The organism is Bifidobacterium dentium JCM 1195 = DSM 20436, from assembly GCF_001042595.1.
Classification (GTDB): Bacteria; Actinomycetota; Actinomycetes; order Actinomycetales; family Bifidobacteriaceae; genus Bifidobacterium; species Bifidobacterium dentium.
The window spans coordinates 1950757-1972217 of sequence record NZ_AP012326.1; the positions used below are offsets into that span (position 1 = coordinate 1950757).

A 21461-nucleotide genomic window follows, 5' to 3' on the forward strand; every position below is an offset into this window, starting at 1 on the left:
TACGGTATATGCTGTCCGCGTTCTTTTCGAGGAATCGGTCAGAAGACCGCTGCCGCAACAGCATTACCCCCCCCCCGCTCAGACTCCTAAATTAGGATTCTAGCCATACAGGGGCATTGTCCGGAGAGGTGTTTTATCAGCGTGTCCGTGAGTCCGCCAGTTTAATCCCCGGATGACTTCTCGTCGTCTCGAGAGTTAGCCGCCGCATCCTTTCAGCAATTTCCGGCTATCGCTCGCCGGTGTAATCATTTGCCGGATGCCGTGGACTCTTCCGGAACTACCTGTTCGGTCCGTTGCGCAACTTCCGTCCTCTCCGTTATTCTCGAAAATCTTTCGATCCGCCAGCATAACCGATTACATGGATACGCCGCCGATGGGATTCACGAGGCTTGTATCGTCCTCCTGCTGGATTCTGCCGGTATCGCCCAGCAACTTGAAGGCCTCCCCCATTGCGACTTGTACGTCAATCGCCGCTTGATCTAGGCCGAAGATGCCAGCTGTCTTGCCAAAGAGATCCGTCCGGTTCATTCCGGTTCGGCTGGCCGCAATCCGATGCATCACCAAGGCTATTTCCGGGATACGGATCTGGTCGACGGCGCGTCCACGGACAACACAGTATTCCCGTTCCGAGAAATCTAGGGGAAAGAGAAATCCGGCACGGAAGACGATAGTCTCTGTCATGGAGCGTATGGACCAAAGCAGATACGTGTCAATCATCTCCTCACGGAATCCGTCATCGATCATCGGCTGGGCCAGTTGCTGACGAAGCAGTCCATATTGCAAGGGGAATTCGCCATGGACGATTCTGGTTATGTTCTCGATGACCCAATCCGCGCGGTCCTGCGACGGTTCTCTTCGGGGGATTGACTCAGGATCGATGATGCTGGTGAATAGGAATCTGCAGCCGTCCTCATCGGCGAATGCGGTACCAGATGTTTCGTGAACAGCCGTCTCCGAAGACAGTTCTTCACGTATCGGCTCGATCTTATCTGTGGAATCAGGTTTAGAGGTGCTCATGGAGGGATATTTCGCAGCAAGGTTGCACAGAGGTTCCATATGCTTCGCCGACGTGATGGCAGACTGCAGAATCCGCAGCAAGGCTTGGAAGAACCGGGTCGGATTGTCGTCGTAGTCGACGCAGGAGCAGGTGCTCGTTTCGAAATTCTCCTCGATCAGTTCGTGGTGTAGAAGCAGGGAATGGGCCAAGCCGAGGTTCACATCAAGCAAATGGTTTCCGCAATCTAGTCCATATAGGGATTTCGCCTCGTCGAACAACAGGGTTCGGCATGTGTCCGGATTGTGGTAATACGGGGCGTTCAGAACGGTCATGAACTCCATAACGCTTATTTCGTTCGCCTGTTTGCCGCGGATGACGTTGAAGGGATTTGTGGTGACGGACGAGTTATAGAACCTGTCGTCCGTCTGGATGACTGCCCTTCGCGTATCCGTAAATCGTGCTCGCCATGGTTCCGACCATGCCACCACCCGTCAAGGCGTCGAGTTTCGGAACGTTGATTACGGGACGGGTTTTGGAACACTATTTGCCGGAGCGTCGGAGACGACTTCCCTATTCCAGCCTTTGTTCCGGAAACCTCCGTTTGCGGAACACACGAGGACATGCTCCGCCAGGCATCGTTCCGGTTTTCCTAAGTATTTTATATAACCGTCAGTGCAACACTTAATGATTCGGCACATCATCCCACAAGGGTATCCGTCGTACCATCTTCCCATCTGCGAGACCATATATATGGAGTGCTAGGTATGAGAGACGGATATGAATCCAATTCATGATGTTCGTCGCGCGCCGTCCTATCTTTTCCAATCATTGGATTATCCGGTGGGAATTCCCATGTCAACAGTTCCTAAAACAAGGGCACTGCGGGCACATGTTTGAGATAAGGAGTTCGTCATGGCGGTTTTCATTGGTTTCATCATCGGCTACGTCATCATGTCCGCGATTCTGCACCCATTGCGCGCGCTGTACCTGATTTCGAGGGTCGCTGGCGTCTGCTGCATGTTCTACGGAGTCGGTTCGTTGGCATATCCGGAGACGGGATTCAAATTCCTTATCATTGGAGTGGCATTGTTCTTCATTCCGAAGAAACTCAAGGAATGCAACGAGAGCGAAAACGAATGAACAGGACGCTTTCGGGAAGGGAGCCGTGTGACCGCCTCTATCTAAACGACGGTCAGGAAGGAACCATACCTTGCCAACGCCGATATGAGATGGCTCTTTCTCGTTCGTTTCGGGTCGGCGATAGGCATTTTCTCGCGGATTCGTTGATAGACGGGACGGAACGCGGCGTATGTGTCATATGAGAATATCGTTTCGGACAGTCCATCGGCGAGTCCGTCGCAACCTACCGAGCGTAGGGTGCCTCCAAGATCCGTCAGGAAACGGAGCTGCTCATTGGCGGTCCGTTCCGAAAGAAGCTTTCCCGTCCTCCCGCACGGAGTTGTGGAATTCCATTCGGCGAACGCCGACATCGTCTCATGCTCAATGTCCAGCACGTAGTCGGGCACGGCTGCCTCGCATGCGGAAGCGAATCCGTCGATCCCGTCGAATGGCCTCAATCCGGCACGTATGCTTTCCTCCCTGACCTCCGGTGGATACTCCACGACCATGAAGGCGTATTCTTTCCTCCCGCGGGAGAAGACCACGTCGCCGCGCAGCGGACGTTCCCCACATGACAAGCCGAGGAACATCCTGGTATACGAAGCGAAGCCTTCCCCGTCATCCAGACGTTTCCTTCCACTCCGCGCACGCGCGTACAGCATGTCTTCCGCGGCGGTGAATTCCGAGGAGAAATCCACATCACCGTCGCTCCAAGCACGGCAAGCCACTTTCGGCGGCCGGTCCTCCTCATATGGGTTCTCGATCAGTGACGCGTACCCCAATGACGGGAGCAGCGCGCCAAGACGTCGGACCACCGCCGTCCGCGACACGCGAACCCTGTTCTTCTCGGGCGCGTACGTCCTTCCTTGTTCGAAGATGTCGTAGATGTCGGCGGCCCTAGGGGAACGGTTCCGGGGAGCCATTCCGAGATGAATTTGTCAGGTAGGAGCGCCATCGACGCGAACCGATTGCACGCGTCCTCCTCGAACCTCTTGGCGACGTAGTCGTCCTCAAACGAACCCACCCTGACCATCAGATCGAAATCCGTCTCCTGGAGATAGTGTCCAATCTCGTGAAGCAGCGTGAAGTTACGTCGGGTCGTGTATTCGCCATCGGCCCATGCCACGTATGCCTTGTCCATCTCGATTCCAGGATTGACGAGCGACGGGGAGAAGAATCCCAGAAGGTCCGCGTAGGACGCGTTGTCGTCCATGGTCCGCGCATCCTCTCTGACGGCCTTGAGCCGTCCTTCGTCCCGCGGCGAATAGTACACGATGTCCAGGCATCCGCTCCAATGCCGCCGAAGCTTTCCAGGATCGGACAGGCAGTCCTTTCCGAACGATCCGCTTTTCCTCCGCGCAAGCCTGAGCATCTCCTTGACCTGGACGTCAAGCTCCTGACGATACATGGAATCAGCGATCATCGTCCGTTCTTTCCGTCATGGTTCCGGCCGCCTTCGCCATCATCCCCATGACCGCCTCGTCTCCCGTCCCGTTGGCTCTGGCCGCGAGGGCGAACGCACGGCGGGCGAGCATCCCGCGAGCGGCTCCGTCGGCGTCGAACGATGACATCGAAGGATCCCCGTGACGGTCGATGTACTCATCGGCCACGAAACGCCAACGCGGCTGTTCGGACAGTTCCACGAACGACCTGGGCAGCGCGCCCGTGGTCCGCGGACGGTTCCCGAAACCGGCCTCCTCCATGCGTTTTTCCTGCTCGTCGGTAAGCGTCAACGTTCCGCGCCGGACCGCGAGGCATTGGGCCGGGGCGAGACCGAGCACGGTCCGGAGCGCCTCGAGATAGCCACTTAGGTCCCGGCTGACCGTGAATCCGTCTTCCGAGACGTTGCGCAGCTCGGGCAGCCGGCCGCATCGCGCGTGCCATCGTTCGAACCGGTCCTGAATGTTCAGACGGTCGGAGAGAGTGGCCCCATCCTCGTCGTCCGGATCGAATTTCCCCACGAACGAACGGATCGCGGCGACAGTCTGCCCGTCGAACGAACCGTAGGGGACGGACAGTAGTCTGACGGGTATCGTCGTCTCGAATTGCTTGTACGCGATCAGGGGGAATCCCGTCGGCGAGCCGGTCGGGAGGATGACAAGATCACGTGAATCGTATCCGTTGTCGTAATCGCCGACCGGAATGACTCGGACGAGCCGCCTGTCGTCTTCCGGTATTTCGCATATGAATGCCATCGCATGGGTCTCGCGGTCGTCGACCTCCCACAGCTGGCCTGGGGCCACAGGTCCTTCCAGCCGAAAGGCCACCGCGTCGGGATCCGTCGCATCCCGGCTTTTCTCAGGCTGGTACTGATGCGCGATGCTGTTGATGAGTCTCTTCTCGGTCTTCCTGTCCATCATCACTCGCCTTCCTCTGAATCCCTGAAGAATCGCGCCATCTCCAACGCCGCGGCGCCGACTTCGGAATGTCTGCCCATGGTCACCGGCCGTCTGCTCTCCGCGCTGTCCGAACCTAACGGACGTAACTTCTTGCATTTCTTCAACACGAGTTCGATGATCGGCCGCATCGGAAGGGTGCCATTCGCAACGTCGAAGCAGAATCTGAGATATTTCTCCAGTTCCCGCGACCCTTTACGGCCGACGTTGGGCATCCTTCCACCGGGTTTCTTCTCTCCGACGTATATTGTTAGCGCCTCCCATTTCGACGAAAGCCGGCTATCGGCGGCGATAGCCTTCCATATCCCGCTGCCGTCGCCGGCGACGAGGCTGGACATCTCCGCAGGATTACCGTAGTTTCCCCAACGCGTCATCTTCCTGCGGTATCCGTGGCGTCTTTCCTTGGACGCGTCCCATTTCCCGCCGGAATCCACGACCTGTCTGATCTGTTCGATGAACGGATCGTCCTTCTCGCCGGCCAAGACGCGGATGAACTCGTACCGTTCCCGGCGGGCGGCCGACAACCGTTTCCGTATAAGCTCGCCGAGGCCGGATGTGGCCGAGGCCCGCTCGTTCGCCCTGTAAAGGAAGTCGTTGACCGAGACCTCCAGGAAGCTTTCGAACTCCCAGTTCTTCAGATCCCTGTCGTTCTCGTCCCACAGACGTTCAATGGTGGCGTGGTCCCATGCCTGCTTCGTGGACCAGTAGGCGATGGGGTGCCTCCCCTTTTCGTTGGCACGTTCCTCCTTCGGGACCAGGAACCGGTATATGAAATATCCGACGTACGGGGTCGGAATGAAAAGATCCCGATCCGAATCGTCACGGCTTTCCTCCGGCCGTGGACCGCCATCCATAATCTGGAGGAGCATGTCCATCGCATCCGGCGAAAGCTTTTTGATATCCTCAGTTGTGCGCAGATCGCGCCCCATCTCGAGCGCTTTGGCCAATAATTCCTCCCGATGTCCAGCCCACTTCGAGTCCAGTTCGGCTTTCCTTGAATCCAGCTCCGCTTTCGTCCTCATGATGTCGAACCGGGGAGCGTCCCCTGCCCCGAGAAAGGCGCGGCTCAACTCACGCACGGAATTCGAGCTCGGGGTGGGATCACCCGGTTCATCGAGACGGTATTTCCGGATCAATTCCACATACGAATTTCTCAGGCACACCGCGATGGCGAACCGCAACGCGAACTCGCATGCAGGCCCATCAAGCCATTCGCTCGGATCGTCCTTCTCGAGCATGTTCCGTTTGAGCTCCTTCATACATCGCCTGTCGTCGGACGGATACAGTTCATTCGTCACATCCACACCCTTATACAATCTTTTCCCACCTTTTACGGGTGTGATGAGCACGAATTCTGGCGTGGCAGCCATGCCTCCATCGAACGGAATCTTCCTTGTGTCCATTGGATTCTCCCCTGTTATCCGGTAGCGATCAATTCTAGCCGTGGGACGTCTCCGACACGGTGGCGCCTCCGCAGGAGAGGCATGGCCGCAGGACCATATGGCCGATATCGTCATGTTCGCTTCACCCCTTTTCCTCCCAGTGAGGTTTCCGCCTCATCCACCGGATAAATAACGTGTACCACTCCCACGCGCATCTATCCGGTGGATTGTGGATATCCGATTTGACCGGCAGAAGAATTGCGGATACTTTGTAACCGCGGAAAGGGGCAACGATGAACGGTGCCGACAGGATGATGGACGAATACCTCGGACAGGTCGCGAATACGGACCAGGGCAGGGACGAATACCTCAGACTCGCACGGGAAGCCGCGGACACCATCGGGCAATGGCGTGGACTGGAGGAATCCGTCGGCGGGCCGCTCGCCGGGACCGCCGACCATCTGCTCGCCCGTCTGCGCGATCCGCTGCGGATCTCGATCGAGGGACGACCGCTGGACGGACGCGTCGCAACGCCCGAGGACCTGTACCGCGATGTCTACTCCCGTCTCGTGAAGAACAACGACTACCTGTCCGCGATGAGGAAGGCCTGGCTCGAAAACGACCCATCGGGAATCGTCGGGAACGCATCCGCCATCCGTCTGCTGACATGGCAGTCGCGCGACGCCTACGATGAGTCCGAGTGCCTCGCCGGACTCATCGGATACCAGGCCGCGAAAACGATCCGCCAACAGGTCAGGCCATCCCGATCCCACTCTGCGAGGAAGCCGTCCGGCGTCCCGAAGCCGAAGCCACGGTTCACGAAGACGGAGGCGTCGGATCCGTCCGGCGTGTACAGGGAGATCGCCTGGCTGCAGGACAGGGATCCAGCCGATGTCCGTAAGCAGGTCGGGCGCAGGATCGCCGCCGGCATGGACCAGACCGAATCCATAGTCGCCGAGTACGGCGCCCATCCGGCGGCTGGCACGTTGGTCGGCATCGATCTGGAGACCACCGGAACCAGCCCGAACCAGGACTACATTATCGACGCCGGATGGGAATTGTATGACATGGCCACCGGACGCGCCTCCGACGCGCAACGCCACACCTACGGCCTCTCGAGACAGCGTGAGCTCCGGGGCATCGGCAGGGACATCACCAGCCTGACCGGCATCACCACGGCCGACGTCGCCGGGCATGTCCCATTCCAAGAGGATGCGGACGCGCAGAGGACGATGATGACCGCTCTCGACGGACGGATCATGGTCGCGCACAACGCCAGGTTCGAGCAGTTCTTTCTCATCGGCAACTGCGAGGGATACGCGGAGGCACTGCGCGATGGGCGCATCCGCATCATCGACTCCATGAAGGTGGCGCATCACAGCGAGGACGCACGCGCGCAGGGTTTCAGGCTCGACGACTACGCGCGGCGCAACCACGCGTTGGACGACGACCGGGACATGCAGGTACCGGCCCATGACGGCGGTCTGATCCGGCTCGACCAAGGGGAACGGGAACGCCATCTCGGACTCGAGGACGCGCACATCATGATGCGCGCGATACGCAACCAGCTCGGCGTGCTGCGTTCCCGCTACGAGCGGGGCGAGCGGGTCATGCGCGATGCCGATGAGTGACGTCTCCTCGAAAGGGAACGGCAGTGGCGCGTCCAGGTCATCGAACCGTGCGCGAATTCGAAAGATTCGAAGGCCGATTATCGCGTTCATGCCGGCGGGAATCCCGCATGAACGTTTCCCATGATCCATGCGATTCGCTCTCATTCGTTCCCAACGGGCCTCTTTAATGAAGACAGGCATGCGACGAGGGTATACTTTCCAAATAGACGCGACCGAAAGAAACACGAAGCGCGCGGCGAACAGCGCCGCGTTCGTCGCCGGAGCGACGGTGGTGAACACATTCGAGACCGCACGGCTTAGGCGATTGCAGAAGGAAGGCAACGACCTGCAGCGCAGGACGCAGGAACTGCAGGAGGAAAGCAACAGTCTGCAAGCCAGTGTGCTTAGAGAAAGCCAGGACACGAACGATAAGCTGAATGGCTTGGGCTATAATGTCGAACGATTCCTAAGCATGTACGCATCCGATAGTGTCGACATGAGAAGACAGATGGCCGTAGCGCAGGACGAATTCAAAGAATGTACAAACCTTCTGAGTCGGAATCTCGATCAAAGCAGGGAGAACGCGCAGAGCATCTCAACAACGATTAAGAAGACGATTGAGAATTCCGATGATCGTCGTGACTGGCGAACGTTCAAAGCCTATTGGCTCCAGAAGCCCGAGGGAAAATATTACCGGGCATGGTGCCAAAACTGCCAGAGCACCTTGAATCGGGTATGGAAATACCATAACGCGATGGTTGAGGCCAGGGAGGAGGACAGGAAACGGCTTATCGCAAAGGCGATAGCGGATAGCAACATTCCCAAAAAGCCGAAACTCGCCCCAAAAGAGAGCTTCTTCACGGAAGAGAAGCTGTCCTTGAAGACCCCGTCTTAGAGGAAAGGCCCGTCCCCGAGAAGAAGCCAGTCTGGGATTATTCTCCCGAGCCATGTGTCGGCCCGGAGGTGAAAGAACCTGCTTTCGTCCCCAAGCCAGCACCATACCAATGGCGGAAAAACCGTAGCCATGTTGATTTCTTCCGTTCCGACACAGTATTCAACGTGATATCCGTCTTCGCTCTGATAGGATGCATCGCATCAACGATAGCCACATTCAATCTTTGGGGCTACAGAACAATCCAGCACAAGGGATTTTTCGCCGTATTCGCCAATGTCTCAGAAATATTCAAATGGTGTTTCAGCCTTATCAAATATTTCCTAATCTGTGCCGTCGCATCGATAGCCATCGGGATAGCTGTCACGCTGATCGTCAGGTATTTGGTGCAGCCCATCTGCAATGTCGTGATCAACTTCCTTAACGAACACCAGAAGCCGTCGAAGGCCGATCGTATGAAAATCGAACAGCATGAGACGGAGCTCAAGGATTGGCAGGAATGGTACGACAAGACCTACGAAGTCGAATATAGAAGGTACCAAACCTACAAAAGCAAGAAAGAAGCCGCGGAAAAGGCATGGAAGCAGAAAGACAACGAGGTCCGTTCCTCGCGATTGTCCTGGATTGCCAGCCAAGAAGCCGCAGAAAGGAGACAGCGGCAGAAAAACGCTGCTATCAAAAGGGTCTGGGAACAGGAACAGGAAGATTTGTTAAAAGAATGGAGAAAGGAACAGGAAGAAGCGGAAAGGGCATGGGAAGCGTACGTCCAGAATGAATACAACATACTGAATGACTGCCGTCGGCGTTGCATCAGCGAAGTGGAGAACCACATACCGGCCTACGACTCTTGGTCGATGGATGATTATCGGGGATGGAGCGAGAGGGTAAAGGATATTATCGAAAACGCATACCATAATTATCCCGCGCCCGAAGAGCTTCCGCCATCCGGAATGCTTCGACTGCGTTCCATAGATTTCTTCCCCGAGGATTGCCTGTGCATGCGAAATACCATGGCGTGGATTCTTTTGAATGAGGAAAAATACGCTTCAGCGACTCGAAATCCGCAGCAGCCGGGCAAAATCTCACATCCGAACCTTCTGGAGTCCGGATCCGCCAACGCGGACAAGGAGGCAGGGAAAAGAACATCATCCGGAACAAAAGATGGAACCTTCATCCTGTCCAACAGCATAAAACGCGAAGACGGTCGCAGGATAGAGGCCAGACTCATCGCCGATGGCGACGGTTTCCTCGTGCTCAAGGGAAGTACCATAGCGCTTACCGAAGCCTCGTCATGTCCACAGTCCGTGTCCTCCGTCCGCAAGGATCCACAGTATGTGAAGAACGGCGACGTCATCCGTGACGTGCCGTTCGGCAGCCCCTCCGCCGCGGCCGGGTTCGTTCTCGGTTCCTCCTGCAACGGATGGGAGAAATGGAGGACGAGCGACGGGAAGACCCTCAAGGAAGCGCGAGCCTGATACCGGCCGTTTTCATCCCGTCGATTGGCCAAAAAGACACCCTCAAAAGAATGGACAACGATTCTAAAAAGATGGGCGTAGGGAAATAAGCCCGCTATCAGTATATCTGAGTTGCATGAATCACCCATTTCCTTTTCGATTTGTTTCGTCTCTCCGATGGATGTTGCCGATTAGGAACGTCACGGTAACAGTTCCGAAATGCCATGTCGAGGACGTGGATCCGTTATGTCGTGGATAAATCAGCCTTCATCGTCAACGGGGTGATTGCCGTCTTCCATGATGTAATCGTCGATGTCGGAAAGGAACCTCTTCTCCCTTCGTTTCATCAAAGTGCAGTATTCACTGTATGTTTTCGCCTGTCCCTTGCCGACGACGAGACTGATTTCCTCGACAGTGTGGTTCTCGTCGCCGGCGACGATCAGTTTCCGGTCCTCTTTTTCTTTTTCGGCCTCGTCTTTCGCGGCGTATAAGAAAAGACCTTTGTGGGATCGGAAATAAAGTTTGTAAGCGAGCAGCTGGAACCGGTCGTCCCGGCTGATGTTCTTCCGGGGCTTGTATTTCGCGTCCATCACGATGTTCTCTCTGTCGTCGGCCGTCGGCTTGAGCAGAAAGTCGGGAATAAGCCAATTCTCTGTCTGGTCATCCGTCCCACCGACCTTGAAGATAGGCCATTTAAGGGCGTCCTTCTTGTGCTGATCCAGATTGCGGGGATGCTTTACCTCATAATCCTTGAAATGCCCGGACAACAGGGTGTTCAGATACTCCTCCCAAAGCCAGGAGCAACTGAATAGGAGCCCGTGCACGGCGTCCTCTCCACAACCCGTATCCACGCCTTGCTTGGTGAGGATCTTCAGACATAGCTGCTGCAGGTCGCGGTATTCCGAATAAAACGCGTGCCGGACTGGATGGGTCCTATTCTCGTGGATGATTTTCGCACGCGCATTGGAATCATAATGCTTCCAGGTGGCCTGCCGGATTTCACGCACATACGTATCCGTGTCCCTATTGACGTTTCGCAACAGCTGGGTTCCGAAATTCCCCTGCGCCCGGATGTATTCAATCGTATGTCGGATTAGTTCAGTCACTGGATTGTCCACGTCGAATTCTCGCGTATTGTAGGCGACGGTTCCACGGAAAGGCACGTTGCGGGAGATATGACGCGGTATGTCAATCACGCCGCGTGGACGGGAATCGTTGTACCGCCGGGACATGTACTGCTTGTATATGCCTTTCGACATGGCACGTTCCAGATGAAAGGGAATCATCAGCATCAGCATCTTCTGCCATGCTCCGTCCCGTTCGGTATCGAAGTCAAGACCCAGTATGTTGAAGTTGAGGACCTTGTCCATCATATAGGCCAGAAACCAGTCGTCGCCGAGCGAACAAGGCTTGCCTTGGTCAAAGAATCTGGAAGTAATCGTGACTCGCATCTGGTGTGCGTCATGATCCTTGAATTCCAGAATGCCCGCGATGTTCGACGTGTAAAGCTGCGGTTTCTGCCTTTTGAAGGTCGAATAGCGCAGGATGCTTTCCGTGTTGGCGATGTCTTTGATGTCCGATGCGCTGTTCGGGAAAAGGAAGATGTTCGAATAGCGTTTGTCGAACGTGGGCAGCATCGACAGCGGCTTGGTCAGCATCTGGACATGGTCGAATACGAACCTACCATTCTCCCCCAACCGCTCCCTGTCATGGTCGTAAGATTCCAGCACATTGGCTGGGGAGTTGTCCGTGAGATTGTATTCCTTGCCGACGAGGGAATCTTCTTCGTTCATTTGGTAACTGCCTTACTCGCTTTCCAGTCAAGGGTTCCTATTGCATGAGGCGCGATTCCGAATGCATCCTAGTTGAACGTGGTTCGGTGCCTTTGACTTCGTAGTAGTCCTTGCCCGGGTTGCTCTCCATGTCGCGCAGCTTCCCCAACATCGACCTGAAATCCTTCCGGGCGTTCTCGAAGGTGCTCCCGGAACCGGGAAGGACCTCAGCGTTCTCGTAGCTCTCAGCAAAATCGCCGATCAGGCCCTTTTCGAGGACGTCCCCGAGCATGGTCCTCTCGCCATGCGTGTACCTGTCCGCATCGAGAAGCCTACACAGCCTGCTCTCGGCCGACGTGGACGCGTCGCTGTTACTGTTGACGGCGACCACCGTCCCGTCCGCGTCGATGTACGAGCCATTGGCGAAACCATACATCTTCTTCCTGTACCCGCTGCCGGCCCATTCACTTCCACCGTATTCATCCAGCCTCAGATAATCACGGAACCCGTCCAGGTTGCTCTCGCCTTCCATCATAGTGTTTTCTCCTCCTATCAATCAGTTGCCGGTCTGTCCTCCGTCCGGTTCGAGCCTCTTTTGACCGTCTCCGTTATGGATTCGGAGACAGATGGACTCCGTATGATGGCATTCCGCACAAGTTCGCTAAATCCCCTTTGATGCTAGAACGGAGTATATCACGCTTTGGGGGGGGTGCGGCGGAACATCATCTTGCGTAATAGGAATCCATATTGCCGCGTGATGGCTTGGATGGGGCCATGGCCATTCCCTTATGTTTGTCTTGAGAGAGCTATCCCATATCATTCGTGTCCGTACTTTCACCGCGGGCGTTTCCTGCCCGATGCGAGCCATTCCCCACGGGCCTGGTTCCTAGCGTCGTAGGCCTCCGACCAGTCGAAGCAACGGCACCAGATCAGCGGACTTTCGGCGGGAAACGAGTACAGCGCGCCCTCGTCATCCTCGGGAACGTCGTACAGCTTCCCGCCAAGGAAATAACCCGTATCCGGCTCACTCCAGATGAAGAACCGATCCGAGGGATCCCAACGCTGTCCTTCCCTCGCTTTGGCGACCACTCTGGGATCAGCTCCACGCATGAGCTCCTCGTAATCGTCCATGACGTAGACCGCGTTGTATCCCGCCTTCGGCCGTATGGTCTTGTGGATCCTGTCCAGAAGCATGCGCGCATCATCGTTGTCCGGCGTGAACGCCGACCACGCGCGTTCGAGGAAGTTGATCCGCGCGAGCTGCGCGTCCCGTTCCGCAAAATCGAACCGTGACATCGCATCCCGCCATTCGTCCCAACCGTCCTCCTTCCGGCCGCCGGTGCCGTCGAACAGGACCTCGCCGTCACGGCTAATCACGGTGAACCGGTCGATCAGTGGTGACGTGGCGACGGCGCGGACCGTGGCGGGCAGGTTCGCCACCGCGTTCTCGTGCGCGGACGCGGGCGTCCAGCGCGCCGGCAGCCCGGCGGAACGGTCCCGGTAGTAGCGTTCCAGTATCGCGATGCGCGACAGGACCGGCGGCACGGCCAGCACGACCGCGTGCGTGGACCGTCCGGCGCGTTTCGCGTTCGCGGCCTCGTCGAGCACCGTGGCCGCGTTCCTCCACGTGCCCTCCACGATGGCGGGGATACGGTTCTCGTCCACGTATTCCATGGTCATGCGTATCCACGCGGCCGACGCTTTCGCGGTCCGCTCCGGCATGGCCAACGGATCCTCGTCGCACAGGCGGTTGTAGTCGGGATGGTACTGGCGCAAATCGTCGCCATTCACTGGCAGGAGCGACCCGTCATGCAGGCCCGAGATGCGCACTAGGCGCGTGGCCCGCGTCTTGCCCGCGCCGGGCTGGCCGCCGACGAACACCGTGCACGGATCGTCCGACCTTTCCGCGGCGTCAATGATAGGGCGGATGTCGTCACGCCAGATGCCCTTCACGTCGACCGCGAGGTTCCTGCCGACCGCATGCCATGGCACGGCGAGATGGGCTCGTCCCTCGCGTTTCGAATCGTTCTCCTGTTTCAGGCGGATGAGCGTCTCCCGGTCGGTAGGGTCGACCTTGTCGCGGTCGAACAGCAGCTCGTACCGGTTCATCCTCGCCCAATGCTCCCTGTACCAGTTGCCCTGGGCGGCACCCAGTCGTTGCTGTGCGAGCATCCTGCCGGCGAGCATGGTCGTGGACTCGTAGAACACGTCGTACAGGACGCTGCCGGTCAGCTCCTCCAAACCCCATTCGATTCCGTCGCTCCCCATATGTTCCTCCCTACAGGCCGACATGCCCGTTGCGCGCGACACGACTGCCGTCCTCGTCGTCCTCGTCGTCGAACGTGACGGGCGGGAAGCCTCGCCAGTCGTCGACGAACCGTTCGATGAGTTTCCATTGGCGTCGGCTGACGCCGATGTGCATGTCGGGTCGGACCATCAGCACCGGCGCCGCTGGCCCCTCGGCCCTGACCTCCTCCACGGCGTCGTCGTAGCATTCCTCGTCGTCGATCCACACGATCGGCGACGGGTCGTCCGACTCCCGTTCCACGCGCACGCGCGACAGGACCGTCGACAATTTGCCCGTCAGACGCCGTTCCATGGTGACCGGATCGTACCAGACGGTGTTATGGACGACCGACGGGTCCCAGCCGAGCATCGGGTCCAACACGTCCACGCAATACGGCTGCCAGGTCGACAGCCAGTCCAATTCGACGCGCCCCGACACGGCCAAAGCGTGCATGGCGCTGGCCAGTTCGGTGGACCAGTGGATGCGGAATCGTCCCACCGGGGTGCGCGCCTGCTCGTTGCCGTCCAGGCGGAACGCGCGCGCGTCCGAATACAGCTCCCTGCGCGGGTCGTCGTCCTTCATCCAACCGGTGTGGCCGACGCCTCCGCGCCGCAGCACCTTGTCGTCGGGGAACGCGTTCAACACGCCGTCGAAATCCGTGTATACGACCGGAACGCCCATGATCATTCCCTTCCGTACGCGGGCCAGTGGTCGAACCATTCGAGGAGCCTGTCCACGTTCGCGTCGTCCCAGCCGGTCATGCGCGGCCCGTCGAGGTTCCGGTTGTAGGGCTGGTCGAACACGACGGCGTGCTGGCCGACCGCGCGCAACGTGTCGATGTTGGCGGGCGAGTCGTCGATGTGGACGGTCGCCTGGATGCTGTCCTTCAGGCCGGCGAAGCACAGGCTCATGTAGGGGATGTGCTGCTCGTCGAGCCATCGCGCGGTGTCGGACACGACCATGCGGTGCTGGCCGGACACGAACAGACGGTGCGTGACGATGCGGATGTACACGTGCTCGCCGGCCAGCCGCCGCAACGCGCGGGCCACTCCCGGGATGGGCTTCATCGTGGCGTACAGGTGGTCGGCCTCGGCCGCCTTGTGCGCGGCGAGATAGTCCTCCTTGCCGGTGAAGGGCCAGCCGCTGTTGGCGGTCAGATTGTATTCGTCGCAGGACGGGACCGTGTCCGGGTCCATGCGGCCGTGCGCGACGAGCCAGTCGCGCATCGCGCCCGCGTAGTCCGCGCACACGCCGTCGAGATCCAGATTGAGCACGCGGTATCCGTTCACACCGACCCTCTGGTTCTCGTATTCCCTCGGAATCATCGTCATCGTGTCCTTTCCCTTTTTTCGGAAAATCGTTCCCGGTCCCGTCTTCCATTGTCGTCCCGTGCGCGGCTGGCGGGAGGCCATGACATCGGCTCGGACTCCCCCGGTGCCGTGCGCGGGTCTCATTCGTCGTCCTCCTCGAGGTCGTCCTCGTAGTACCAGGGACGTTCCGTGATCTCGTATCCTTTGGCGAGACGCCCGTCGGTCAGCAGTCCGGCGTAATCCGCGAGACGTAGGGCGTCTTCCTTGGAGTCGACCCATGAGGCGTTCTCCTCGTCGTCCTCCCATGACTGGTAGGCTCCGTCGAGATCGTCGTCCCACAGGAGCGCCCCGTCCGAGGAGCGCATCACCGCGTATTCGACTCCTCCCTGCTCGCGCTCGGTTTTGATGTCCTTGGTGTTCTCGGCCATGATGGTCTTCCTTTCTTGTTCCGTCACGCGTATGGCGTGTTCTTCCATCCGGCACGGTTGCGGATCCGCATGCAGCGGATCGGTGCCTGTCCGGACCCTTCGCTTAACTCCCACCGGATAGTTCCGTCCTCCGCCGCTCTCACCGGTTGCGGATGGGTCCGTAGCCGGTGACGTAGGCGCGGATGGCGAATCGGGTCTCTTCGTCGTCCAAGTCCTTCATGTCGTTGTTCGACCGCATCGAGTCGAGGATGAAATGCAAGTACTGCGCGTAGTGCCTCGGGCAGAAATACCGCTTGTCGCAATTGTCCTGCCTGCCTTGGTGATCGGCGAACATGATGTAGTACTTCGCAGTGCGGTCGCATTCCTCGTACAGGCTGTCGCAGCCCTCGTCGCCGCCTCCGCGGTCGTCCTCGTCTCCGAATGGGATGAATCCGTCGAAGATGTCGTCGAACACGGTGAAGTCCATGGATTCGATGGTCTCCGACGTGATTTTGATATCCGTGGTGGTTTTGGTCTTGGTCTCCACGCGTGGTTTCGTCAGCACGGTCATCGCAGTGTCTCCTTCCTCCCGGCTTTCGCGTACGCGCCGGGATGCTGTCTGAGGTTGATGTTGTTCCCGATGACGTATGCGAGTTCCGCCTCGCATTCGTCGATCTCCCGTTGGATGAGGCGCTCGTCGGCCGGATCGGCGAAGCATTCCGGATGGTTGTGCTGTTGGATGCGTAGGCTCTCCTCGTCCACGACGTACAGCTCGACGCCCATGCCCGACTTCCAGAACCGGTAGATCAGCAGGCTGCGGTACGGCAGGGGGACCACCAGGCCGGAGATCATGTCCCACAGGGCCAGCAGATACGGGTCGCGGTCCGGCGCGTCCGGATCGGCGAGCAGCCCGTCCCTGCTTGCCTCGGCGTGCCTCATCACTCCCCAGTAAGCGCTTTGGTCGGCTTCGTCGACGACGATCCGGCCGTCCGCGTCCCGCCGGTACGACAGGAACAGTTCCGCGGTGGTGTCGTGGTTGATGGGGCAATCGCGGCGCAACGCGAACATGTCGACGGCACGTGCCCGTCGGTTACGTGGCATCCTGCGCTCGTGCCCGTCGACGCTCTTCTCGTACAGGTTCAGCTTCTCCGGCACTCTGCGTTTCCAGGAGATGTCGGGATCATGGAAACGGGCCATGCCAATGACCCGCAGGTCAGCTCCGAGCCAGCCGATGGCGTCCACCTGCTTCTGCACGCGCGCGATGGCGTCCGGAAGTCGGGTGTCGCCTATCTCGATCACGCCGTCGCCGAAACTGTCGTCGTTCGAACTGTCTGCTCGCATGTTTTCCTTCCCGCGCGGGTGTCTGCCCGCGCATTGGCGATCGTTTGGATATTGATAAGAGTCGGGACACGGGTGCGCGCCTCATGCCAAGAGCCGGTCGGCAGGCTTTCCTTCCCGCTTTCTGGAATGGGACGCTTCGGGCGCCCGCGCCGGATACCGTGCCTCATACCGGAGCAGGCCGATGATGGGCCGCGGCCCTCCGTCAGTCGCACGCGTTCCCATCCGACCAACGCCATTGTCGGCTGACCACCTCGTATCCTTCCTTGAGGACCGGCATTCCGTTCCGGTTGTCGGCGACGCCGTCCATTAACGCGAGCCTGATGGCGAGGTCGTACGTGTCCAGCCAGGACGCGTTGTCCTCATCGTCCTCCCACGAGACGTGCCTGCCGTCGAGGTCGTCGTCCCACAGATAGGCCTGGTCGGCGATGCGACGGATCGTGTATTCGATGTTGCTTTCCGCCATGTGTGTTGTTCCTTTCTTCTCACAAGGCTCTTGTTTTCCGTTTTCGAGGCTGCCGTGACGGCCCATGCGTCCCGACGGGCGCTGTTCGCCGCCGTCTTCCGTCGATGCGGCTTCCGACTGTGGTTTCGACGTCGGATGGAACACGTTCTCGCGATCCGTATGGGCCTCATACGCGTTCACGAGCAGCATGCGGCGCGGCAGCGGTCCGTCCATGAGCCAGACACGGACCACCGGGCAGCCCCGATCGGCGAGCGGACGGACCGCGGCCGCAACGTTCCTCTCGTCGGTGACGGACACATTGGGAACGCCGTCGATGGCGACCCATGTGGGCGAAGATGCGTCCGGCAGGCGTCGCGCGCCTTTGCCGCATAATTCCCACTGCGCGAGCAGAAGCGCGGTCGTCCTGTCGCGGGGATCCGTCTCATCACCGTCCTCGGCTGGTCCGACCGCGCCATCGATGAGTCGTTTCCGGATCGCCTCCGACTCGTTCCGTTTGCCGTAGGCGAGCATGTGAGCCGCCCGGCAAACGCGTATGAGATCATCATCACCGCATTCGTCGGGGATGTTCCTGCCGGAATCCCACAGGATGACCGGCCATTTTCCGTCGTGTCCCATGAAGGCCATGTTCCGTTCCTTTCGTGTCGTCCCCATATCACACCGGATAGTTCCAAGCGTCTATCCGGTGGGAAACCGGAACGCCAACGGGATGCGGAAGGTCCGCATGGCCGGTGAAAGAAGCAAAGGAATTGGAGGAAACATGTTCTGCACCAATTGCGGGAAACGACTGATCGAAGGGCAGTATGTCTGCCCGGACTGCGGCACGAGACGTGCCGCCATGGCGGGAAAGACCGCGCACGTCATCCGAATCACGCGTGCGCGGCTGGCCGTGATCATCGCCGCCAGCGTGATCGTCTCGCTTCTGGCGGGATCGCTGATCACATGGGGCGTAGTCCGGGGAACCGGTGCGGGAGGATCCACTGCCATCACAGGCCTAGCGTCCGCCCAGACGCCACCGTCCATCGACGGGACCTGGGTATCCCAAGGCGAACTGGACCGCCCGTTCACGCTGAACAACGGCGTGATCACCACGTCCGATATCGAGGACGAGCCCGGGAAAGGCACCTACACCATCTCGGACAAGCCCGACGACAACGGCTATTACGTCCTCGACCTCAGGTTCGACGAGATGAACGAGTGCACCTCCGACACGGCCGACACCCTCGAATCTTGCAAGGGCAGGAGCTTCGACATCACCCGTTTCGAGATCCGGCCGGACAAGGGGTCGGACGACGGCTACATCAGCTCGTTCGCCCTGCGTCCCGCGCTCTCCAAGAAACAACAGAGGAAGGTCTCGAAAGGCAGATACTACGACAACTGCGCGTGGTCCCTGGGATACATGTGGTACAACGGCGGCAACCTCGGCGACTGCGCCCTCGACCCATCCACGTTCGAACCGGTCAAACCCGACTACTGGACGATGATCCGCCAGTGACGGCCGTCCCCATCCGATGTCGGACGCAAACCCCGAGCTGGACTGTCCGGCATGTCCCCTCAACGGTTCCACGGAAAGCGTGGGGCCATGGGACGAGGAACGAATGACGCCGGACAGGGGGTATCATCGTCTATCCGGTGATATGGAGGTGAAGTCGAACGGCTCAGGCCGCGGATCTTCGCGAATGACGATCACGAGTAATGGGAAAAGAAAGGTGTGAACATCATGCTCATGGTTCTGAGAACGATGTTGTTATATATATGCCCGCCGTTGGGCCTGTGGGAGTTGCTGACGCTGGCGGCGTTCATCGTGGGTGGATTCCTCATCGGAGGCAAGCCCTTCGAAAGCGGGCAGAAATGGTTCGACAACAGGCGGGAACGGTCTTACGCCGGTCTGGTCGGTACGGCTGCCGGCGTCGTCCTCTGGTTCTACGTACACGGCGTCGTCCTCGTCGGCGACATGCAGGACAACTACACGCTGTACATGACCATCAACGGAAGGGACGGTTCCTCCGAGAAGGGATACCGCAGGCCGCTCGCGTCCTTCGGCCGTTCGTTCGCGGAGATAGTGAACCAACAGCAGACCACGGTACCCTGGCAGCTGCGGATCGCCAGGGCCGTCATGATGATCGCGGCCGTCGCGCTTCTCGCGATACTGCTCGTGTTCTACATTCGACTGTACAAAGCCAACAAGGGGAAGCTCGCCGCGTGGAACGCGGACACGTTCGAGAAGCGTTTCCCCGACGTGGCGCGTGGGAACGGCGTCGAATGGGCCACGCCATATGAGAACAATTATCTCGGTTTCAGGCTCGTCGACCACGACACAGCCGGCGCCGACGACCCTTGGTACGCCTCCTTCAGGGAGATCAACCTGCATCAGGCGCGCTATGACGGACTCATCAACGGCGTTCCCGGCGGCGGTCTGGAATCCTCGCCGTTCGATTCCGATGCCATCGCATCAGGCCGTACGGGCGAGGAGACCCTCGCCAGGATCATCGTCGGCAACAAGCTGAACGTCGTATCGTTCTGGTCGCTATACGGCAAGGACGGGAAGGGGAACCCGACCGACAAGGACATCGACTGCGCGCTCGTGGGCGTCGACAAGCAGGGGAAGACGCACGTGTGGTTCGTCGACGCGAAGAACTACAAGGGAGGCTCCGACACCAAATACGTCAACGCCGGCCACGACGACAAGGGACTCAATGTGATCGTCCGCATCAGCAAGTCCCAGCACGCGCTCGTCTCCGGCAAGGACGGCAGGCCCTACCTCTCGACTTCGGAGAACATGGCGGTCCAATCCGGCAACTGGAGCCGCGTGCCAGCCATCGCGAAGGCCGATCGCACATCATACGTGTGCATGGTGCCGACAGGGAAGGACGGCTGCCCGGACGTCGACGGCCTCGTCTGGACCGGTGGCGTCAAGTGCGTCACTCCGAAGCAGCTGGTCGACGAGATCAGGGCATGCGACCTCGACGATCCCTCAAGAATCCCGGCGGATGCGATGAACCTGTTCCGCGGAGCGTTGAAGAACTGACCCGAGAATCCAGACCCCGGGAGCATCCGCATCGGTGCCACGCCATGTGTTCCAGGACCATGCAGGCGGTCCTGGAACCCGCACCCGGTCCCGTTCGCTGGATTCCCGTCAGCCCACGGAATTTCCCCATCCTTTCACAGCCTCTCAGCAAGGGAGCGGGTATCATACGACGGCCGTTCACGACAGCACCCTCTCTATGTCATCTCTCAGTCTTGGATCCTCAAGACCGGCGTCGCCAAGCAGGGACGCCATGTCCAACGCCCAGTTCCTATGGGCGAGGACCCACCGGTCGACGTCCACGATTCCGGTACCGGCCGGATCGAACAGACCGCCGTAACCGATTCTGATACGGGTCAGAATATCCTCGGCGACATCCATGCAATCCGGCGTGGAGCCAAAGGCGACAGCCGTCTGCGCCGACAGGACTAGACTTCCACGCACGCAATGCGCATGGATGACGTACGCGTCCTTTTTCATATCGTCGAGTGGATATCCACCGGGCCAGACACGTCCCACCTGCTCGCAGACGCTGTCACAGGCCTCCAGATATGTGAAGGGCTCACCTCCGTCGAAACCGATGCAGGCCTTTACCAAATCATCGGTGGTAACCGGCATTCCGTCAAGAGCGCCATAGCATGGCACTCCGTCGTCATCGTATTTGATGGCGCCGAGCATGTCCAAGGCAATCGTGAGCCTGACTCGCCAATCCCCAATCGTCTCGTGAACTCCACGTTGGAATATGCACTCGGGAAGATACGGGAATGGCAGTTGGAAAAGAACAGACATCCGCTTGCGTTCACGGATATAGGCCGCAGGCGTAGGCACCGGCAAAAGAGCATCGGGACCTCCGACGACGACCGCCGGATCGGCTTCATCCACGTCAAGCAATTGTTTCGTCGTCTGCGTCAGACGCGCCGCAGCCAATCTCGGGTCAGTGCACCAGTACGGGGAGATGTTCTGTATAAAATCCATATGGACACTATACGACCCACATCATCTTTTGACG

At 58.9% G+C, this 21461-nt stretch carries 21 protein-coding genes; 6 read left to right on the forward strand and 15 right to left on the reverse strand.

Annotated features, from left to right (window positions below; all coding sequences use genetic code 11):
* Positions 1-354 precede the first annotated feature (354 nt).
* Complete coding sequence (locus BBDE_RS08305) at positions 355-1338, reverse strand: hypothetical protein (RefSeq protein ID WP_033489019.1); 984 nt, start codon at positions 1336-1338, stop codon at positions 355-357.
* A gap of 571 nt (positions 1339-1909) precedes the next feature.
* On the opposite strand from BBDE_RS08305, the gene BBDE_RS08310 reads away from it, so the two are divergent.
* On the forward strand, positions 1910-2137 hold the full coding sequence (locus tag BBDE_RS08310) for a hypothetical protein (protein WP_003839105.1): 228 nt from the start codon (positions 1910-1912) through the stop codon (positions 2135-2137).
* A 41-nt stretch (positions 2138-2178) separates the two neighbouring features.
* Here BBDE_RS08310 and BBDE_RS11595 read toward each other — a convergent pair whose 3' ends face one another.
* Genes BBDE_RS11595 through BBDE_RS08325 form a run of 4 tightly spaced genes read right to left on the reverse strand, consistent with a single transcriptional unit; the run spans position 2179 to position 5915 of the window.
* Positions 2179-2931 carry a hypothetical protein gene (locus tag BBDE_RS11595; protein WP_231860719.1) on the reverse strand — a complete coding sequence of 251 codons (753 nt, stop codon included), beginning with the start codon at positions 2929-2931 and terminating at the stop codon, positions 2179-2181.
* Positions 2880-3539 carry an ImmA/IrrE family metallo-endopeptidase gene (locus BBDE_RS11600; protein ID WP_228369696.1) on the reverse strand — a complete coding sequence of 220 codons (660 nt, stop codon included), beginning with the start codon at positions 3537-3539 and terminating at the stop codon, positions 2880-2882. Before BBDE_RS11600 ends, BBDE_RS11595 begins: the two co-directional genes overlap by 52 nt.
* Entirely contained in the window at positions 3529-4476 is a 948-nt protein-coding gene (locus BBDE_RS08320; protein WP_003839103.1) for a hypothetical protein, read from the reverse strand. Before BBDE_RS08320 ends, BBDE_RS11600 begins: the two co-directional genes overlap by 11 nt.
* On the reverse strand, positions 4476-5915 hold the full coding sequence (locus tag BBDE_RS08325; protein WP_003839101.1) for a hypothetical protein: 1440 nt from the start codon (positions 5913-5915) through the stop codon (positions 4476-4478). The genes BBDE_RS08320 and BBDE_RS08325 overlap by 1 nt, the downstream gene beginning before the upstream one ends.
* Before the next feature lie 272 nt (positions 5916-6187).
* Between BBDE_RS08325 and BBDE_RS08330 the strand changes: the two genes are divergently transcribed.
* The 3 genes from BBDE_RS08330 to BBDE_RS11370 all read left to right on the forward strand — a co-directional run bounded on the left by BBDE_RS08330 (position 6188) and on the right by BBDE_RS11370 (position 9871).
* Complete coding sequence (locus BBDE_RS08330) at positions 6188-7525, forward strand: 3'-5' exonuclease (RefSeq protein WP_003839096.1); 1338 nt, start codon at positions 6188-6190, stop codon at positions 7523-7525.
* Between the two features lie 166 nt (positions 7526-7691).
* Complete coding sequence (locus BBDE_RS08335; protein ID WP_003839092.1) at positions 7692-8399, forward strand: hypothetical protein; 708 nt, start codon at positions 7692-7694, stop codon at positions 8397-8399.
* A gap of 164 nt (positions 8400-8563) precedes the next feature.
* A complete protein-coding gene (locus tag BBDE_RS11370) occupies positions 8564-9871 on the forward strand; it encodes a DUF4357 domain-containing protein (RefSeq protein ID WP_003839091.1) in 1308 nt (435 codons plus the stop codon).
* A 239-nt stretch (positions 9872-10110) separates the two neighbouring features.
* Here BBDE_RS11370 and BBDE_RS08345 read toward each other — a convergent pair whose 3' ends face one another.
* From BBDE_RS08345 to BBDE_RS08385, 9 genes are all read right to left on the reverse strand, one after another.
* Positions 10111-11643 (reverse strand): 5-methylcytosine restriction system specificity protein McrC, encoded by a 1533-nt coding sequence (locus tag BBDE_RS08345; RefSeq protein WP_003839089.1) that lies wholly within the window; start codon positions 11641-11643, stop codon positions 10111-10113.
* A gap of 37 nt (positions 11644-11680) precedes the next feature.
* A complete protein-coding gene (locus tag BBDE_RS08350; RefSeq protein ID WP_003839088.1) occupies positions 11681-12157 on the reverse strand; it encodes a hypothetical protein in 477 nt (158 codons plus the stop codon).
* A gap of 299 nt (positions 12158-12456) precedes the next feature.
* Positions 12457-13890, reverse strand: a complete 1434-nt coding sequence (locus BBDE_RS08355) for a zeta toxin family protein (RefSeq protein WP_012902433.1) — start codon at positions 13888-13890, stop codon at positions 12457-12459.
* Positions 13891-13900: 10 nt separating this feature from the next.
* Entirely contained in the window at positions 13901-14596 is a 696-nt protein-coding gene (locus BBDE_RS08360) for a hypothetical protein (RefSeq protein ID WP_003839085.1), read from the reverse strand.
* Positions 14593-15240 carry a 5' nucleotidase, NT5C type gene (locus tag BBDE_RS08365; RefSeq protein WP_033489015.1) on the reverse strand — a complete coding sequence of 216 codons (648 nt, stop codon included), beginning with the start codon at positions 15238-15240 and terminating at the stop codon, positions 14593-14595. Before BBDE_RS08365 ends, BBDE_RS08360 begins: the two co-directional genes overlap by 4 nt.
* 119 nt (positions 15241-15359) lie before the next feature.
* Positions 15360-15647, reverse strand: a complete 288-nt coding sequence (locus BBDE_RS08370) for a hypothetical protein (RefSeq protein WP_012902435.1) — start codon at positions 15645-15647, stop codon at positions 15360-15362.
* Between the two features lie 139 nt (positions 15648-15786).
* Complete coding sequence (locus tag BBDE_RS08375) at positions 15787-16197, reverse strand: hypothetical protein (protein WP_003839080.1); 411 nt, start codon at positions 16195-16197, stop codon at positions 15787-15789.
* Positions 16194-16967, reverse strand: coding sequence for a hypothetical protein (locus BBDE_RS08380; protein ID WP_003839079.1), 774 nt, complete (start codon positions 16965-16967; stop codon positions 16194-16196). Before BBDE_RS08380 ends, BBDE_RS08375 begins: the two co-directional genes overlap by 4 nt.
* A 202-nt stretch (positions 16968-17169) precedes the next feature.
* The gene (locus BBDE_RS08385) at positions 17170-18054 is read right to left on the reverse strand and encodes a hypothetical protein (RefSeq protein WP_003839076.1); all 885 of its coding nucleotides are present in this window, start codon (positions 18052-18054) and stop codon (positions 17170-17172) included.
* Between the two features lie 133 nt (positions 18055-18187).
* On the opposite strand from BBDE_RS08385, the gene BBDE_RS08390 reads away from it, so the two are divergent.
* Together BBDE_RS08390 and BBDE_RS08395 are read left to right on the forward strand one after the other, a co-directional pair.
* The gene (locus BBDE_RS08390) at positions 18188-18922 is read left to right on the forward strand and encodes a zinc ribbon domain-containing protein (RefSeq protein WP_012902436.1); all 735 of its coding nucleotides are present in this window, start codon (positions 18188-18190) and stop codon (positions 18920-18922) included.
* Between the two features lie 231 nt (positions 18923-19153).
* Positions 19154-20455, forward strand: a complete 1302-nt coding sequence (locus BBDE_RS08395; RefSeq protein WP_228369697.1) for an ABC transporter ATP-binding protein — start codon at positions 19154-19156, stop codon at positions 20453-20455.
* A gap of 177 nt (positions 20456-20632) precedes the next feature.
* Here BBDE_RS08395 and BBDE_RS08400 read toward each other — a convergent pair whose 3' ends face one another.
* Positions 20633-21427 carry a hypothetical protein gene (locus BBDE_RS08400; protein WP_003839073.1) on the reverse strand — a complete coding sequence of 265 codons (795 nt, stop codon included), beginning with the start codon at positions 21425-21427 and terminating at the stop codon, positions 20633-20635.
* Positions 21428-21461: the final 34 nt, after the last annotated feature.